The organism is Flavobacterium sp. PS2 (assembly GCF_046250155.1).
Taxonomy (GTDB): domain Bacteria; phylum Bacteroidota; class Bacteroidia; order Flavobacteriales; family Flavobacteriaceae; genus Flavobacterium.
The window spans coordinates 1271540-1290545 of the sequence record NZ_CP176426.1 but is presented as its reverse complement, the minus strand read 5'-3'; the positions used below and the strand labels follow the sequence as shown (position 1 = coordinate 1290545).

Sequence of the window (19006 nt, the reverse complement as noted above, 5' to 3'; positions counted from 1 at the left end):
TATAAGGAAAAGGAGCTTCGATAAAAGCTCCTTTTTAATTTAATATGAGTTAAATAAAACTACCCTACCAATTCTACAGTTTTAAACTCACCTTCAACAGCAACTTTAGTTAAACCGTGCTTAGATAAGTTTTTCATAGAAGCATCCCATTTTTTACCGCTTAAATTAGCAGTAATTTTTAATTGCTGAAGATCCATTTTATTTTCATTTCCTTTCAATAAATCTACGATGAATTTTTCTTCATCAGAAAGTTCAATCTGAGCTAATTTTTTCTCAGGACGCATTTGTGGGAACAATAATACTTCTTGTATAGATGCATTATTTGTTAAGTACATAATCAAACGATCCATACCAATACCCATTCCAGATGTTGGAGGCATACCGTATTCAAGTGCTCTTAAGAAATCTTCGTCGATGATACCATTAGCCTCATCATCACCTTTTGCAGCCAAACGCATTTGATCTTCAAAACGCTCACGTTGATCAATTGGGTCATTTAATTCAGAATATGCATTTGCTATTTCTTTACCACAAACCATTAACTCAAAACGCTCTGTAAGTTCAGGATTATCGCGGTGCTCTTTACAAAGAGGTGACATTTCTTTAGGATAATCAGTGATGAAAGTTGGCTGAATGTAATTTCCTTCGCACTTAGCTCCAAAAATTTCATCAATTAGTTTTCCTTTCCCCATTGTATTATCCACTTCAATTCCCATTCCTCTTGCAGCTTCAAATAACTCTTCTTCTGTTTTTCCAGAAATATCAAAACCAGTAAAATGTTTGATAGAATCAGTCATTGTAACGCGAGCGTAAGGTGCTTTAAAGTTTATTTTATGCTCACCAAAAGTAACTTCGCTAGTTCCGTTTACAGCAATTGCACAATGCTCAAGCAAACCTTCAGCAAATTCCATCATCCAGTTGTAGTCTTTGTAGGCTACATATATTTCCATTGCGGTAAATTCAGGATTATGCGTTCTGTCCATCCCTTCATTTCTAAAGTTTTTAGAGAACTCATAAACACCTTCAAAACCACCAACAATTAATCTTTTTAAATACAATTCGTTTGCAATACGCATATAAAGCGGAATGTCAAGCGAATTATGATGCGTGATAAAAGGTCTTGCCGAAGCACCACCTGGAATTGATTGTAAAACCGGAGTTTCAACCTCAAGATAACCTGCATCGTTAAAATAACCACGCATTGCAGTATATAACTTTGTACGTTTAATAAATGTTTCTTTAACGTGTTGATTCACTGTTAAATCTACATAACGCATTCTGTAACGTAACTCAGCATCATTAAATGCATCGTGTACATTTCCGTCTTCATCAACTTTCGGTAAAGGTAGCGGACGCAATGTTTTACTTAAGAAAGTAAATCCATCTACACGTACACATTGTGCACCAACTTTTGTAGTAAACAATTCTCCTTCGATACCAATGAAATCACCTAAATCGGTTAGTTTTTTAAATACCGTGTTGTATAAAGTTTTATCATCACCTTCACACAAAACATCGCGATTAACGTATAATTGCAAACGTCCTTCGCTATCCTGCAATTCAGCAAAACAAGCTTTTCCTTGGTCACGAACACTCATCAAACGTCCTGCAACGATAACCTTCTTTCCTTCTTCAAAAGACTCCTTAATTTGCTTAGAAGTATGATTTACAGGAAAAAGATTAGCTGGATAAGGATTGATTCCTAAGTTGCGTAAGTTTTGAAGTTTTTCTCTTCGGATAATTTCTTGTTCTGATAATGCCATTTTGCGCTTTTTTTATAAGAGTGCAAAGATAAAGAAAAGAATGTAGATTTTAGAATGCAGATTTTAGATTTTTTGTAGCAGCAATTTATTGTATTTCAATCACCTTAAGTCCCGCTATGCGCTTGTATCTTTTTTTGCAGAAAAAGCAAAAAAAGGATACCGCTGTTATCGGGGCTAAGTTAGTTCGTATTGTTTTTATTAAAAGAGGGATAAAGGTTTAGAGGTTCAAAGACTCATTTTGTAACTCTCTGTGTGTTTTCTTTGTGAAGCTTTGCGAAATAATACGGAATAGTACGTTTCTGAAATAGCTTTTTTCTTTCAAAACTTGCTTATATTAGCAAATTAGATTCTAAGCCTTTTAAAAAAATGAAAAATTATTTCTTCTCTTTTTTGCTCGCAATACTTTTTACAAGTTGTCAAGTTACCGAAACAATAAATCTAAACGAAGATGGAAGTGGAACTATCGAAGCAATACAACTTAGAGATGAACATAGTTATATGCTTTTGATGGGAGAAAAGTATTCTAAAGAAGATAAATTTCAAGATACAACCTATGTTTTTCGAGATTATATTACAAAATATAACGAAACATTTTTAAAATATACTCAACCAGAACAGCAGTTGTTCCAAAAATATGCAAATGCAAAAGTGCATGCAAAGAAGAGTTCTTTCGATAAGGAATTTAAAACTTCTATTACATTTCCTTTTACCAAAATAGATGTTGTTCCTAATTTATACAATACTGAAGATTATGCAAATGATCTTGAAAACAATTATGCACTTACGGCAGAAAGTCATTTTTTTGATTTAAAATATAGCTTTGACGGAACAACATTTAAACGTATTGTTAAGGTTATTAATGAGGCTGAAATTGAGAAGAATAAAAGGCAAATAAATAATTTTAAATCTAAATTCAATATCTTAAATTTTACCCAAACCTATGCACTTAAGTATAATTTTCCTCGTAAAATAAAGTCGGTTTCTAATTCAGCGGCAATTCTTAGTTCAGACAAAAAAACAGTAACACTTACATTCCAGCTTTCCGACTGTTTAGAGAATCCTGAAAGTACAAATCTGGAAGTAGTTTTAGAGTAAAATCTAAAAGTATTAAGGTCTTTATATCTTAGAATCTTTGCCGTTATTTTTTTAAATAGACTTCGTATCTTTGAGAAAAAATATAATCTACTCATGAAATTAATAAAATTCCTCAGTCTTTCCCTTTTATTAGCGACGTTAACAAGTTGTACTTTTACCGAGAACATTGATATTACAGATAATGGGTCGGGTAAATTTTCGTTAGATATGGATGGTTCTGCACTTATGGCAATGGCAGGACAGCAACTAGGAAATGAAGTTGGTGATGCAACGAAAAGTATAGATTCTACTTTTTCATTTAAAGAAATGTTCAAGAACAAGAAAGACAGTATAGCAAAACTTTCTCCCGAAGAGCAAAAAGAGCTTAAAAAACTAGAGAATTTCGTCGTTCATATGAAAATGAATACAGAACAGAAACAGTTTATGTTAGATTTAAAAACTGATTTCAAAAATGTAAATGAATTACAGGATATGATGAAAACTATGAGTGCGCTTCAGAATATCGAGAAAAATAAAGCTTCGGATAATAAAATGCCTTTTAGCGGAGATTTCAGTAACAATAGTACCGTAAGTTTTAGCTATGACGGGAAAAAGTTTAATCGTAAAGTCATTTTGAACCCAAAAGAAACTAATAAACCAGCAGAGGATTCATTAGGAATGTATAAAATGATTTTTGCATCTTCAAGCTATGTTATAAAATATCGTTTCCCTAAAAAAGTAAAAAAAGTATCTAATACAAATGCTTTGTTTAGTGAAGACAGAAAAACAATAACTATCCAATATCCGTTTACAGATTATATGGAAAATCCAACTAAATTGGGACTTGAGGTAGAGTTTGAAAAATAATACAATGAACAAAAAAATCCAACTACAAGATTTAGGTCAAAAAGATTATAAATCGACTTGGGAATATCAAGAACAATTATTTAAGGATGTTGTTGACTTAAAAATTAAAAATAGGAGAGAAGAACTTGATTTACCAACTCCTAATTATTTCATTTTTGTAGAGCATCCACATGTATATACTTTGGGTAAAAGTGGCGATTTGAGCAATTTACTTTTATCCGAAAAACAACTAGAAGACAAAGGAGCTACTTTTTATAAAATAAATCGTGGTGGTGATATTACGTATCACGGTCCAGGACAAATTGTAGGATATCCTATTCTGGATTTAGAAAATTTCTTTACCGATATTCATAAATACTTGCGTTTCCTCGAGGAATCTATTATTCTTACGCTAAAAGAATACGGATTAGAATGCGGTCGAAGCGAAGGAGAAACGGGTGTTTGGTTAGGAGTAGGAACGCCGTTTGCCCGTAAGATTTGTGCGCTAGGCGTACGTGCTTCACGCTGGGTAACGATGCATGGATTTGCCTTAAATGTAAATGCCGACTTAGGTTATTTTGATAATATAATTCCGTGTGGAATACGCGGTAAAGCCGTTACTTCACTTCAGGTAGAGCTTGGTGTAGAAAAAGTAGATGAAGCCGAAGTAAAAGCTAAAATCCTAAAGCATCTGACAGAATTATTCGAAGCCGAATTCGTTTAAAATAATATGATTTTCGTAATGCGTTCCAAAATAGACATTGTCTAAGAATGGAACGCGTTTGAATAATTTTACTCTGAAGACTCAAGAATTATGTATGTTCTTTTATAAGACTTGTTGGGTTGTATCCAAATTGTTTTTTGAAAGCAAATGAAAAATGAGAAATGTTTTCGAAGCCTAAATCAAGATAAATATCAGATGGTTTTTTTCTTTCTCTTTGAATTTGAAAATGTGCTTCCTGCAATCTTTTCTGCATCAACCAGCGATTAGGAGTGTCATTAAAAATCTTTTTAAAATCCCTTTTAAAAGAAGACAAACTTCTGCCAGTTAAAAAAGCCAATCTTTCCAGACTTACATTAAACTTATAATTTCGATATACAAACGCTTCTAGATCTAGTTTTTCGGGAATACTTTGGTCAAATAAAATACTCGAAATTTCAGGATTAGTCTGTAATAATATCAATAAAAGTTCTTCCCTTTTTACTTTAGAGAACGTTTCGTCTATAACTCCACCTTCGTTGTAATAAGGCATTAATGAACGTATGAAATTAGGAATCAGAACATCTTTTTTAAGAATGATAAATGCATTTTTAGAGTTTGATTTTACATTCGCAATAGCGTGATTTTTTTTAAATTCTGTCAAAAATGCTTCATCAAAAATGATTACTACTTTTTCAAATTGTCCGTTGTCTTTTTGTTTTTTGTATTTAGCCAGATGATTTTTCCTTACAATACAATAATCTCCCGATTTAATAGTATGCATTTCATGTCCATCATAACCTTCGATTTCTCCCGCAGCCAGATATAAAAAGATATGCTCTGGAACAAATTGTTCAGGTGAAATTTCAGGGCCAATATGACACGATTTTATTTCGGTAATTTTCATCTTGATTCAGCTTAAGTTAGTGCTAATTTACACCTTTCCACCATTCTTTAAAAACTTGTGTACTATCATTTAAATTTACAACTTCACCAATCATAGGTGTTACTAGTGGTAAATGAGCAGTTTTGCTAAGTGTCGATAATTTATTCAATGGTTCATCCCAAGAATGCATTGCTAGTTTAAACTTTGAAGAATGCACAGGGAAAAGTCTTTTTGCTTTTAAATCTTGAGCTGCTTTAAGTACTTGTTCAGGAAGCATATGTATGGCTTCCCAAGCCAGATTATATTGTCCGTTTTCCAGAATTGCAAAATCTATTGGGCCGAATTGCTCTCCAATTTTGGCAAAATGTGTATCGTAGCCGCTATCGCCACCAATGTATATTTTAATACTTGGCGTTTGCAAAACATAAGAAAGCCATAAGGTATTATTTTTAGAAAAACCTCTTCCCGAAAAATGTCTTGCAGGAGTTGTATGTACTTTAAAACCATCTTCTAAGACAATTGTTTCATTCCAATCTTTTTCGATTATTTTATCTGTAGGATATCCCCAACGTTCAAAATGTCCTCCAACTCCAAGACCACAAATTACTTTTTTTACTTTAGATTTTAAAGTAACTATAGTTTCATAATCAAGATGGTCGTAATGATCGTGGCTAATAAACAAATAATCAATTGTAGGTAAATCTGCCACGGTGTAACCATTTGATCCTTTAAATGCAGTTACAGTTCCTGGTAATGGCGAAGCATTTCCGCTAAATACAGGATCAATCAGAAAACGTTTTCCATCTATTTGCATAAAATAAGACGAATGCCCAAACCAAACCAATACATCGGCATCTGGAGAAAGATTATGCAAATCGGTTTTTATAGATGGGATAGAATCAACAGGTTCGCGTCTTGGATGATTTCCAAATAATTGATCATAAAGAATACCTCCAAAACTGTAGCCGTTTGTTAGATTAGGTGTGTCATGCGTGTTTTGAAATTTTCCATCGCTATAATTGCTAGATTTTTGTATTAATTCTAAACGATTACCTTCTGGCGCTTTACCAAATTTTGGATGCATCATATATAAAAAAGTAACCAAGGTTAAAAGGACTAAAATGCTTATTACTACTATCATAATTCTTTTTGTGATTTTTAGAAATCGTTTCATTCGATTTATTTTATTTTTGATTTGTTTTATGGAATCAAATTCAAGTAAGCTATATGTGGTTGCAACACTTTTTAATTAAATTTCCCATAAGTATCTGAATTGATGTTACAAAATTGCATCAAAATAAATTGTGTCACTTTGTTTAAAAGTCCAATTTTACTTTATTGAAAAGTTCACTTTAAATCTTTGGCATAAAAAAAGCTAACATTTTTTAAAGTTAGCTTTGTTATAGAAAATTATGAATTGTTTTAGTTTTTAATTTTATTAAATCCTGTTACATAATCATATCCAAGTTTCCCTTTTACCATACATAATTCAATTTTGCCACCTTCGGTTAGTTCTTCATGAAGTGCTTTTTTTATCGAAAAGCGTTCTTCCGTATTATTTTCAGTGATAATATGAATGAAGTGTTCTTTGTTACGCGATCCGCTGGTTCCTTTTCTTATAATTGTATAGTTTTTATATGATTTATCGGTAGCCGCATAGAAATGATTTATAAAACTAGTTGAAGCAGCTGTAAGTAAAAACATCCCGACAAATAGCCCAAAGTGGACTGTGTACCTTCTTTTATTTTCAAAATATACAGAAGGATTTGTAATTTTTAAAATTATTGTAAGCAATATGGCTAAAGCAATTCCTGCGAAACCTGCTCTCCAAAATAGTTGAGTACCGTTTATAGTGTTGTCAATTTTTCTTATTTCAAAAAGCAAAAATACTAAACTTGTAAAAAATAAAGCAGAAGAAAAATAATATAGAAACTTGTCAAATGGTTTGGCAACTTTTTCAAAGGTAACTTTAGGAGGAAAGAAGTCATAAATTATAAATGGTGATAAGCTTATTATTAAGAGTAAATTGTACATTCCGATTAAAAAAAATGGCAGAGGAACTAATCTGAAAGTTCCTTTCTCGTCTCCAAATAAAACAATAGGAATTATACAGAGCCCAATATAAAGAAGTCGTTTGTAGAACTCTTTTCTCATTCCAAAGGACTCAAATTTCTTCTTTTTTAAAGGGGTATATTTACGTTTAAACATTTTAGATTTATGGATTTATTTGAGGTTATAATCTAGGTTTATAGTTTGTTATTGACTTTTTAGTTTTTTCATGAATTCTCCAAATGCAGGAAAAAAATCTTCAAAAAGAGGATGCTTTCTATTTTTAAGCATTACTTCACTGAACATTTTTAAACCAATGGCAAATTCTGTAGATTGATTCTCATCTCCAAATAGTTTCTTTTCTTTAATTTTCTTGATAATTGTAAAAATTTCATCGTGATTTTCAAATTCCAATGATAAAGGTTCAGCTAAAGTTGCATCTTCTTTCATTAAAGAAACTTGTTCCAGAGTAAGTCTGTATTTATTTGCGCGTTTAGTCATGATTAGTTTTTTTTTATTGGTTTTTGTCTAGAATAATCAAAGAGGTTTTTGTAAATGTTGCGCTTAGCTAGATTCGATGATATGGGATTTGAATTATTGTAGTATTTAGAAAACTAAAATACAAATTAAAGCTGTAATTCTATACAAAGACTAATCTTCAAACAGTAGCTCCAACTGATCTGGCAATAACCTAAAAGACATTCTATGATACTTAGTAGGTCCATATTTCTTAATTGCTTCGCGATGTTCCTTGGTAGGATATCCTTTATTTTGTTTCCAATTGTACATCGGGAACTCTTCATGAATTTTATCCATATACTCGTCTCGATAGGTTTTGGCAAGTACAGATGCAGCAGCAATGCTCATAAATTTGGCATCGCCTTTTATAATGCTTTGATTTGGAATCGATTTTAATAACTCAATTTCCTTTTCAGAAAATTGTTTTCCAACGGTATTTTTCAAACCTAGTTTTGCATTTAGCATTCTATTTCCATCAACAATAATAAACTCAGGAATTTGATTTAGTTTCAGGATGCATTCCTGCATTCCTTTCATTGAAGCATTTAGGATATTTATTTCATCAATTTCATCTGGATGTAAATGAGTAATAGCAAACGAAATGGCTTGTTCTTCAATTATAGGTTTTAATTTTTCTCTAGTTTTTTCGGATAATTGCTTACTGTCGTTTAGTGTTTTATTCTCAAAATTTAGGGGCAAAATTACGGCTGCTGCGGTTACTGGTCCAGCAAGGCAGCCACGACCAGCTTCGTCGGTTCCGGTTTCTAAATCATATCCTGAAAAATTGAGTTGTAGCATGTTCTTTTTTTAGAATTACAAAGATTAAATTTTTTCTGGGAAATAGATTAATGAAAGTACCGAAACTTATAACATGAGGACAAATTAATCTTCTAGTATTTTTACCTGTAGATGTTAAAATTTAACATTTTTTTTATTGTTAATATGGCTTATTAAAGGTTTGTTATTTATCACAATAATTGTCAAAAAATCTAAATCACTGTTATTTTTGTAAATTTTTTCTTTTTTGTTAACGTTTTTAAGTAGGAAAAATAATAATTAACAAATTGTTAAAATTGTTATTGTAAGAAAAATTTATCATTTTTGACGAATTATTAACCAAAAACAATTTAAAATGAGGGTGAAATTTAAATGGATTTTAACATTATTAACAGCATTAACCATGCAGTTTTCTTTTTCACAGGAAAGGAATATTTCTGGAATTGTTTCAGATGCAACAGGCCCTATACCAGGCGTGAATGTTATCGTTAAAGGAACAAAAAATGGAGTACAGACGGATTTTGATGGTAAATATTCTATCAAGGCAAAAACAGGAGATGTGCTAGAGTTTTCTTATATGGGATTACAGGATAAGAGTGTTGTAGTTGGAGCTTCTTCGGTGATTAATACAAAGATGCAAGAAGGTGGGAATGAATTGGATGAAGTGGTTGTTGTGGGGTACGGTGTACAGAAAAAAAGAGAAGTAACAGGTTCTATATCTAAAATTGCAGGTCGAGATATTGCAAATTTAGTGACTCCAAGTTTTGAAGGAGTGTTAGCAGGAAGAGCGACAGGCGTTCAGGTAACAACAAATACAGGTATAATTGGGCAAGCTCCAAAAATAAGAATAAGAGGAGTTGCTAGTATATCAGGAAAAACAGATCCATTAATCGTGGTAGATGGTATGCCAATATTTACAGGAGATGTTGGCGGTGCATCTGCAACTAACGGATTGGCAGATATTAATCCTGAGGATATAGAGTCTTTTGATATATTAAAAGATGGAGCCTCTACAGCTATTTATGGCTCTAGAGCTGCTAATGGAGTTATTTTAATAACTACTAAGACTGGTAAAAAAGGGACGATGAAGCTAAACTATTCAAGTACTTTGGGTGTTGCAAGTGCAGCTAAAAAATATGATTTACTACAAACTCCTGATTTCTTAATAATCTCTAATGAAAAAAGAACTAACCGTGGCCAAGCACCGTGGGCTATTGGAGATACTTATAATACAGATTGGCAAAGTGCTGTTTTAAGAAATGCACCCCAAATTAATAATACATTATCATTAAGTGGAGGTACAGACAAAACAAAGTATTATTTGTCTTTGGGTTTGACTGATCAAAAAGGGATCAATTTAGCCAATGAAATGAAAAGATATTCTATAAGAGCTAATATTGATCAAGAAGTAAATAGATGGCTAAGTATTGGTACAAATATAAGTTTAACAAGAACTGAATATAATGGATTAAGCACTAGTGCTAATGGTATCTCAGGGAACATTTTTAATGCCATTAGACAATTACCTAATACACCAATTTATAACTCTGCGAATCCTACTGGATATAATCTTTCAGATGATAATGTTACTGTTGGAAAATGGGAGAATACAGATCCAGCGGGTGATAATATAACAAACATAAGATATATATTAGACCATAATAAGTATTACTCAAAAGTAAACAGAACCTTAGTAAATGCTTTTGCAAATGCAAAAATCACTTCTGATTTGAGCTTCAAATTACAATTAAGTAGTGATGATTCCAATACAGGAGGATTTCAGTATTGGAATCCAATTCATGGTGATGGACGTAATGCGAATGGATATTTAATAAATGACAATAGTGAATATTTTAGATGGAACTGGCAGAATATCTTAAACTACAAGAAGACCTTTGCTGAAAATCATAATATAGGAATTACTGCAGTTGCAGAATACCAAAAACAAAAGTATCAATATTTTTATGGTTCTGGAAGTGATATATTAAGTGATTTTTATAATGAGAATTTAGTTACTAATTCTTATACAACTAAAGATTCTGGGGGATCAGTTACAGAAAATGGAATTATTTCATATTTAGCACGAGCCACCTATAATTATAAAGAGAAATATTTTATTCAGGGATCTATAAGAAGGGATGGTATTTCTAAGTTAGGAGTAGATACAAGATGGACTAATTTCCCTGGTGTTTCAGTTGGTTGGACAGTTTCTAAGGAGAATTTTATGGACTCAATTGGTAGTACTGTTTCAGATTTAAAGATTAGAGCATCTTATTCAGAAGTAGGAAATACTGAAATATTAGATGGTGCTAATTATCCTTATTTAGGGCTTACTATAAGTTCTCCTTATGGAAATTTAAATGGTTTAGGGTATTCTCAATTCGGGAATGATCAACTAAAATGGGAAGCTAGTAAAAAAATAGATTTAGGTATTGATTTAGGTCTATTTAAAAATCGTGTTAATCTAACGTTTGATTATTATAGAAATAATATAGATGGTATTGTTTTGGCAGTTCCGACTGCTCCATCATTGGGTATTCCTAGCAGTACGATTAATAAAAATGTTGGAAAAATGTACAATGATGGGTATGAATTCGGCGTGAATTTTAAAGCAATTAATACTGAGAATTTTTCTTGGGATATATCTACCAACTTGACACTTGCTAAAAATAAGGTAGTGAGTTTGAATCAAGGACAAGATATAATTGGAGGATCATCTACCGATTTTGTTAATATAGCTCCTAATTTAATAATCAGAGAAGGAGAATCAATAAACTCTTTATATGGCTATAAATATTGGGGAGTGAATAAAGCAAATGGTAATCCGGTTTACTATAAAGGAGATGGATCATTAGTACAAGGAAATATTTCTACTGAAACTTATTCGGTTTTTGATCCAAATAATCCAACTGATTTATCTACTGCATCTTCTTTAAGTGCTTCAACTGATAAAGTAATCTTAGGAAATACGCTGCCAACTTATTATGGAGGGTTTAGTTCAACGATGAAATACAAAAGAATTGATTTTGGATTCATGTTTAGATTTAGCGGTGGGAATAAAATATTTAATGGAACAAGAAGAGAATTAATGAACCAGAATTTAAATAATAATGGAACTGAAATTTTAGGGAGATGGCAGAGCGTTGATAACCCTGGGGATGGTTGGACTCCTAGATTGTATGCAAGCTCTAATACTTTCACGAATCTTTCAGGAAGTGCAACTTCTAGGTTTGTTGAAAAAGGAGATTTTATATCTCTGGATAATATAAGTGTTGGGTATTCTTTACCAAAATTGCTATTAGACAAAATAAAAGTTGATAGTTTTAGAATTTTTGCACAGGCTCAAAATATTTGGTTAATCACTAATTATAAAGGTCTCAATCCTGAAATGGAAACATTAGGAGTGGACATTAATGGTACACCACGTAGTAAAGTTATTTCAATGGGGATAAATGTAAGTTTATAAAAAATATATGAAAAAAGTAATAAAAACATTTCTATTTTCTGTAATCGTATTCGGGATGAACGCATGTACAGAAGAGAAAATATTAGATCTTAAGCCTGTAAATAATATAGCCGAGAGCGATGCATTTTCAACACCATCGTTCATTGAGTCTTCGATGAATGGAGTTTATAATGCAGCGGCTATTGGTCAGTACACTTCAACTAGTTCAAATGGAGGTAGAGGATATGTATGGGGGGCTGCTTTTGTGGAACAAGGAGAGTGTAGAGGAGAAGATGTTGTAAATACAGCGACATTTTACCAACTTACTTACACGGCTACTTACGATGCTACAACTGCTAATAATGTGTATTATTGGGTAGATGGTTACAGGTTAATTAATAGATGTAATTTAATGATTGAAGGAGTTAATACTGCTGTCTCAAAAGGAATTATTACTGCAGCAGTTGGAAATGATTATATTGGACAGGCTAAGTTTTTAAGAGCAATTACACATTTTGAATTATTAACTTATTTTGCAAGACCATACAATTTTACTCCAGCAGCCACTCATCCTGGGATACCATATAGAGAGGTAGGTATTAATACTCAAGGGAAAATAGATTCGGAAGCTTTAAAACCTAGAAATACAGTGGCAGAATGTTATGTAAAAATTTTAGCAGATTTAAATGATGCTGAAAACTTGATAACAACTAAAACGACTGCTAAGGCATCTAAAGGTGCTGCAATCGCTTTTAAAACAAGAGTATATCTTCATAAAAGAGATTGGGAAAATGTTATTACTGAAGGAAATAAATTAAATGGAGTTTATTCTTTAACAGCAAAACCAGTTGAGCCATTTATATTGGCTAATAATTTGACAAATTTAGAATCAATATTTTCTATACAACATTCTTCAACATCTAACCCTCAAACTAATGGTGCTTTAGCAAGTGTCTTTAAATCTAGAAAATTAGTAGCTATTAGTCCTATTATTTGGAGAAACCCAAGTTGGTTGGTAGATGATAAAAGAAGAGAAGATGGAGTAATGGTTACAACTGTTTCTGGCAGAAAGTATACTAATAAATATACAGATGTCACAAATATGACTGATGCAGCTCCAGTAATTAGATATGCAGAAGTAGTTTTAAATATGGCTGAAGCTGAGGCTCGTATGGCAACTCCTAATTTAGTTAATTCATTGGCATTATTAAACTCTGTAAGAAATAGGTCTCTTGCTATTCCAGAAACACAAGCATACACTGCAGCTTCATTTAGTTCGTCTAATGATTTGGTTAAAGCAATCTTGATAGAAAGACGAATTGAATTTTTAGTTGAGGGACGTAGATGGTCCGATATTCATAGACTTCAAAATGATGATATTGCCCCAATTGACGGAATTCCTGCAAAAATTGCTAATGGCACACCAGATGGTACTTTATTTACTTTGGGGACAGCTTATTCAGGACCTTATGGTGTAGCAGCTATATCTAGTGAAGGTTTTAAATTTTTATGGCCAATACCACAACTAGAAATGAACACTAATCCAGGATTAGGCCAAAATCCAGGTTGGTAAAACAAAACGAACTTTAAGTACGTTTTAATTAAATTATTAAAAACTGCCCAAAATATTTTGGACAGTTTTTTTTTGGATAAAAATTAGTACAAATTCAAAATAGTAATATTTAGAATATATTTTAAGGAAGATATCATGACTTAGAAAATTGATCCGGAAATTTTAGTAATCAGATTCAGGATAAAGTTGAGATGTAATTTTAAAAGCAGTTATATTAAAAACATTTTCAGTTTATAATGTTTTAATTTTGTTATTTTATTGTAAGTTAAAAACTACTTACGTGTTAAAATATTTAATTCAAGACTAGGAATTAACTTACTTTATTTGTTAATTATTTGTTAAAATAAATATTAAATAAAGTTTAGTATTTTAAAGATAAAATTAGGGATAATGCTATTTATCTACTAATTTACTGAGTTGACACGTGGTAGTGTTAAAGAAATATTAAAAAAAAAGTTTTCAAGAGCTTGGTTTTACTTGTTATTTTAAGAAATTATTATGATGTTTGCGGCATACTAATTCAAAATTTAAAAAATGAAACTAAAGTTTAACGGATTCTTAGTGCTACTGGTAGTACTTATGACGCAACTCACCATTGCGCAAGAAAGAACTGTTTCTGGAATTGTTTCCGATAATGCAGGAATGCCTTTGCCAGGTGTAAGTGTATTAGTTAAAGGAACACAATCGGGAACTCAAACTGATTTTGATGGAAAATATTCTATCAAAGCAACTCCAAGCCAAGTCTTGGTATTTAGTTATATTGGGATGAAATCTCAAGAAATTACAGCTAGTTCAGCTACAGTAAATGCTAAGTTAGCAAGTTCATCAGTCGAACTTGAGGGCGTTGTTGTAACTGCATTAGGGATTAAAAGAGAGAAAAAATCTTTAGGTTATGCTTCACAAGAGATCAAAGGTGCTGATTTAAATTCAGGTGCTGCAAGTGGAAACTTTCTTAATGAGCTTTCTGGTAAGGCAGCTGGTGTAAACATCAGAAAAAATACCAACTTTGGTGGTTCTACAAACGTAGTATCCAGAGGGGTTAAAAACCTTACAGGAGATAACCAAATGCTTATCGTTATTGATGGTATGCCAATTAATAATGCTAACACTAACTCAAGTGTAGGTAAACAAACAGAAGGTGCTCGTAATACATATGATTACGGAAATGCAGCGATGGATATTAACCCAGATGATATTGAGACTTTAAATATCCTGAAAGGTGCTGCAGCTGCTGCATTATACGGATGGCAAGCTGGAAATGGGGTAATCATGATTACGACCAAAAAAGGTAAAGCAAGAAAAGGAATGGGAGTTACCATTTCTAGTGAATTTACAGTAGGTACAGTTGATAAAAAAACTTTTCCTGTTTACCAAAATAAATACGGACAAGGTTACGGACCAACTTACGATGATGCTGGTAACCCAAAAGGAATTCCAGTGGGACCAACAGGAGCATTCTTTACTATAGATAGTAACGGAAATCAAGTTGCTACTACAACTGATGATGCTTCTTACGGTGTTGCTTTTGACCCAAATCTTTCTATTTACCAATGGGATGCTTATACTAAATATTCTCCAAATTACGGAAAGAAAACAACATGGAAAGCAGCTGAGAATGGACCTATTACATTCTTTCAATCAGCTACAACCTTTAATAATTCGATCTCTATAGAGGATGGTACAGAGAAAACAAATTTTGTTTTGAACTACAACAACTATAAAGAAAATGGGATTTTACCAAATAGTGAATTAAAGAAAAATAATATCAGTCTTAAAATTAACCATAAGTTCACAGATAAATTATCAGCTAGTGCATTTGCAAATTATATGGCGCAAACTACAGTTGGTAGAAATACAACTGGATATGGAGGAGACAACATTATGGGGTCATTCCGTCAGTGGTGGGCTACCAATGTAGATATCCAGGCTCAAAAAGATGTTTTTGAAAATTCTGGAGGACAAAACATTTCTTGGAATATGGCAAATCCTGCTAACGGTAACACTAGTGCTAAGTATGCAGATAACCCTTATTTTACAAGATATAAAAATTACCAATCTGATGAGAGAAACCGTTTTATAGGATATGTTCAATTAGATTATAAGGTAGCAAATTGGTTATCTGTAACAGGAAAAGCTAGTACAGATAGTTATTCTGAATTACGTGAAGAAAGAAAAGCAGTTGGTTCTTTAAATGCAACTTTTGGAATAAACAGATTAGCTGTAGGTTCAGGATATCAAAAATATGCGGGTATGTTTTCTGAGCAAAACTATCAGCTTACTTTGAATTTCAATAAGAAAATAACACAAGATATTTCATTAAATGGTTTAGCAGGTCTTAACGCTTTAAGAACAAGACGTACTTCTACACTTGCTTCTACAGATGGTGGACTTATTATACCAGGAATTTTTGCATTATCAAATTCATTAAGCCCTTCTCCATATCCTGTAGAAGAGGAAGATAATTCGGGAGTAAATAGTGCTTATGCTTCTGTTTCTTTAGGATATAAAGACTTTTTATTCTTAGATGGAACGGTACGTAATGATGTATTCTCTACATTACCAAAAGGAAGTAACTCAGTAAATACATTCTCTACTTCTGCGAGTTATGTTTTTACAAATCATATTAATCAGCCATGGTTAACTTTCGGTAAATTTAGAGCGAGTTATGCTGAGAACCCACAAGGAAATATTGATTTGTATTCATTACAAAGTGTTTTTAGCAAATTCAATAATTTTGGTTCAAATCCATTGTACTCAAGACCAAACATAAGTGCTAATCCAGACTTACATACTGTAAAAACTAAATCGGAAGAGCTTGGTTTAGAGATGCAATTCTTTGATAGAAGAGCTGGATTTGAGGTAAGTGTATATAAAAGTTTAAGTTCAGATCAAATATTCCCTGTAGATTATTCTACAGCAACAGGATATTCTTCAAGATATGCAAATGCTGGTTCTGTTGAGAATAAAGGTATCGAGGTACAGTTTAATTTGACTCCTGTAAAATTGAAAGATTTTCAATGGGATGTTTTTGTAAACTGGTCTAAAAATGAAAATACAATTAAAGATTTAGCACCTGGAATTGAGGTGTTAACATTAGGAAGTTTTCAAGGGGGTGTGAGTATAGTTGCAAAACCAGGTAACGCTTTTGGTGATATTATTGGTAAAGATTATGTGTATGCGGCCGATGGACAAAAAGTTACTAAAGGAGGTACTTATTTAATGACAGAGTCGGTTACTAATGTTATCGGAAATGTTACTCCAGACTGGATTGGTGGAATCCGTAATAAATTTACTTACAAGCAAGTTTCATTAGGTTTCTTAATTGATATGCAAAAAGGAGGAGATATTTTCTCTTTAGATCAATACTACGGACAAAACTCTGGTTTATATGAGTCTACTGCAGGATTTAATGAGTTAGGAAATCCAGTAAGAAATACATTAGCTAATGGTGGTGGAGTTATACTTCCAGGAGTAAATGTAGATGGTACTCCTAATACAACTAGAACACCAGGACCAGAAGTTGCAGGAGGTATTTATGGATATAATAAAAATCCACAGAAAGCTTTTATTTATGATGCAAGTTATATAAAATTAAGAGAGGTAACTATTACATATAGTTTCCCATCAGCGTTGGTTTCTAAATTAAGTTTAACTGATTTAAGACTTTCTTTAATAGGTTCTAACTTATGGATAATTCATAAAAATCTTCCAGATGCAGATCCAGAAAGTGGTCTTAGTTCAGGTAACTTGTCTTCAGGTTACTCAGGAGGTTCACTACCTACAACAAGAAACATTGGTTGTAACCTAACATTAAAATTCTAAATCATGAAAAAAATATTTTTATTAATATCTTTTGTTAGTATTGCTATCTCATGTAGTACTGATATTACAGATATGAATGTTGATCCTAAAAAACCAACATCGACCAAACCAGAATATATGTTTACTAATGCTCAAAAGAAATTAGTAGATCAGATGGTAAGTACCAATGTAAATAATAACGGGTTTAGATTGTTTTCTCAACAATGGGCAGAAACTACTTATCCTAGTGAAAGTCAGTTTGATCTTACGACTAGAAAAATTCCAGATAATCATTTTCGTATTTTGTATAGAGATGTTTTAGCTGATTTTTATGATGCTAAAAAGATGATTAATGGTCAGGTGACTGAAACTGAAGACGCTGCTATTATTAAGCAAAATAGGTTAACTCTTATTGATATTTTGGAAGCTTATACATATAGTATCTTGGTAGATACTTTTGGAGATGTTCCATATAGTCAAGTAGGAGATATTGTAAATTATCCTTTGCCAGCTTATGATGATGCTAAAACAATTTACAAAGATCTTATAAAAAGATTGACAGATGATGTTGTAATATTGAAAAAAAATGCTGCAAGCCCTAATTTTGGTAGTGCCGATATTATTTATGCAGGAGATGCAGCAAGTAATGGAAAATGGGTAAAATTTGCCAACTCATTAATTGTGAAATTAGCAGTAAATATTTCGGATGTAGAACCTGCTTATGCAGCTACAGAACTTAAGGCAGCTTTGGCTTCAGGTGTTTTAACAAGTAATGCTGAAAATGCAAAGTTGGTATATTTAACTACATCAGGGAATCAAAATCCGTTATATGCTGATTTAGTTACGGCAAACAGAAATGATTTTATTCCAGCTGAAACTTTTGTTGCAGCAATGGACGCTGTTGTTCCAGGTGGAGATCCTAGAATGGTGAAGTATTTTGTTAATGGTACAAAACCAACTCCAGTTATTCCTCCAGGAAGAACTTTTGTAGGAGGTACTTATGGAGAAGCTAACGTTTTTGAAACGTATTCGCACATAACTGCTACATTAAATAATCCTGTATTTCCAGGAACAATATTTGACTTTTCAGAATTACAATTCTTGTTGGCAGAAGCTGCTGAGAAAAATTTAATTCCAGGAGGATCAGCTGTGGCTAAAGTTTATTATGAGGCAGGAATAACGGCTTCAATGGCAGATTGGGGAGTACCAGCAGCTAGTATTACTACTTACTTAAGTCAACCGAATGTGAATTATTTAAATATTCTAAGTGGGGCAACTTGGCAAGAAAAAATAGGTAAACAAGCTTGGTTTGCTCTTTATAATAGAGGATTTGAAGCATGGACTTCGTACAGAAGGTTAGATTTTCCAAAATTAAAATCACCTACTTCTGCTATAAATAAAAATATATTGACTGTTCCAGTAAGATATACATATCCAGGAGTTGAGCAATCAATAAACGGAACAAACTATAATAAAGCTGCTGCTGCTATTGGTGGTGATTTAATGAATACTAAAATATTCTGGGATAAATTCTAGTTTTGATTATAATAAATCAAGGATAGATTTGGTAGAA

General features: G+C 32.3%; 13 protein-coding genes. 7 read left to right on the top strand and 6 right to left on the bottom strand.

The annotated features are described in order from the left end of the window. Positions 1 to 59: 59 nt before the first annotated feature. Positions 60 to 1763, bottom strand: a complete 1704-nt coding sequence (gene lysS / locus ACJ6WR_RS05505; RefSeq protein ID WP_039111405.1) for a lysine--tRNA ligase — start codon at positions 1761 to 1763, stop codon at positions 60 to 62. A gap of 366 nt (positions 1764 to 2129) precedes the next feature. On the opposite strand from lysS, the gene ACJ6WR_RS05500 reads away from it, so the two are divergent. From ACJ6WR_RS05500 to lipB, 3 genes are all read left to right on the top strand, one after another. After that, positions 2130 to 2858: a hypothetical protein gene (locus tag ACJ6WR_RS05500; protein ID WP_409417272.1), complete on the top strand. Its 729-nt coding sequence runs from the start codon at positions 2130 to 2132 to the stop codon at positions 2856 to 2858. Positions 2859 to 2951: 93 nt separating this feature from the next. Beyond that, the gene (locus ACJ6WR_RS05495) at positions 2952 to 3704 is read left to right on the top strand and encodes a hypothetical protein (RefSeq protein ID WP_409417271.1); all 753 of its coding nucleotides are present in this window, start codon (positions 2952 to 2954) and stop codon (positions 3702 to 3704) included. Between the two features lie 4 nt (positions 3705 to 3708). Then, entirely contained in the window at positions 3709 to 4407 is a 699-nt protein-coding gene (gene lipB, locus ACJ6WR_RS05490) for a lipoyl(octanoyl) transferase LipB (RefSeq protein ID WP_409417270.1), read from the top strand. An 88-nt stretch (positions 4408 to 4495) separates the two neighbouring features. Here lipB and ACJ6WR_RS05485 read toward each other — a convergent pair whose 3' ends face one another. The 5 genes from ACJ6WR_RS05485 to ACJ6WR_RS05465 form a co-directional block, all read right to left on the bottom strand. Continuing rightward, the gene (locus ACJ6WR_RS05485; protein WP_039111401.1) at positions 4496 to 5290 is read right to left on the bottom strand and encodes an AraC family transcriptional regulator; all 795 of its coding nucleotides are present in this window, start codon (positions 5288 to 5290) and stop codon (positions 4496 to 4498) included. Positions 5291 to 5312: 22 nt separating this feature from the next. After that, positions 5313 to 6443 carry an MBL fold metallo-hydrolase gene (locus ACJ6WR_RS05480; RefSeq protein ID WP_409417269.1) on the bottom strand — a complete coding sequence of 377 codons (1131 nt, stop codon included), beginning with the start codon at positions 6441 to 6443 and terminating at the stop codon, positions 5313 to 5315. Between the two features lie 248 nt (positions 6444 to 6691). Then, entirely contained in the window at positions 6692 to 7423 is a 732-nt protein-coding gene (locus ACJ6WR_RS05475) for a hypothetical protein (protein ID WP_409417268.1), read from the bottom strand. Positions 7424 to 7525: 102 nt separating this feature from the next. After that, entirely contained in the window at positions 7526 to 7819 is a 294-nt protein-coding gene (locus tag ACJ6WR_RS05470) for a DUF3861 domain-containing protein (RefSeq protein ID WP_409417267.1), read from the bottom strand. Between the two features lie 150 nt (positions 7820 to 7969). After that, positions 7970 to 8635: a ribonuclease HII gene (locus tag ACJ6WR_RS05465; RefSeq protein WP_409417266.1), complete on the bottom strand. Its 666-nt coding sequence runs from the start codon at positions 8633 to 8635 to the stop codon at positions 7970 to 7972. A gap of 334 nt (positions 8636 to 8969) precedes the next feature. Here ACJ6WR_RS05465 and ACJ6WR_RS05460 point away from each other — a divergent pair, with 334 nt between their 5' ends. The 4 genes from ACJ6WR_RS05460 to ACJ6WR_RS05445 all read left to right on the top strand — a co-directional run bounded on the left by ACJ6WR_RS05460 (position 8970) and on the right by ACJ6WR_RS05445 (position 18969). After that, entirely contained in the window at positions 8970 to 12080 is a 3111-nt protein-coding gene (locus ACJ6WR_RS05460) for a SusC/RagA family TonB-linked outer membrane protein (RefSeq protein ID WP_409417265.1), read from the top strand. Between the two features lie 7 nt (positions 12081 to 12087). Continuing rightward, positions 12088 to 13632: a RagB/SusD family nutrient uptake outer membrane protein gene (locus ACJ6WR_RS05455; protein WP_409417264.1), complete on the top strand. Its 1545-nt coding sequence runs from the start codon at positions 12088 to 12090 to the stop codon at positions 13630 to 13632. Between the two features lie 534 nt (positions 13633 to 14166). After that, positions 14167 to 17454, top strand: coding sequence for a SusC/RagA family TonB-linked outer membrane protein (locus ACJ6WR_RS05450; RefSeq protein WP_409417263.1), 3288 nt, complete (start codon positions 14167 to 14169; stop codon positions 17452 to 17454). 3 nt (positions 17455 to 17457) lie between these two features. Beyond that, positions 17458 to 18969: a SusD/RagB family nutrient-binding outer membrane lipoprotein gene (locus ACJ6WR_RS05445; protein WP_039117570.1), complete on the top strand. Its 1512-nt coding sequence runs from the start codon at positions 17458 to 17460 to the stop codon at positions 18967 to 18969. The last annotated feature ends 37 nt before the right edge of the window (positions 18970 to 19006 follow it).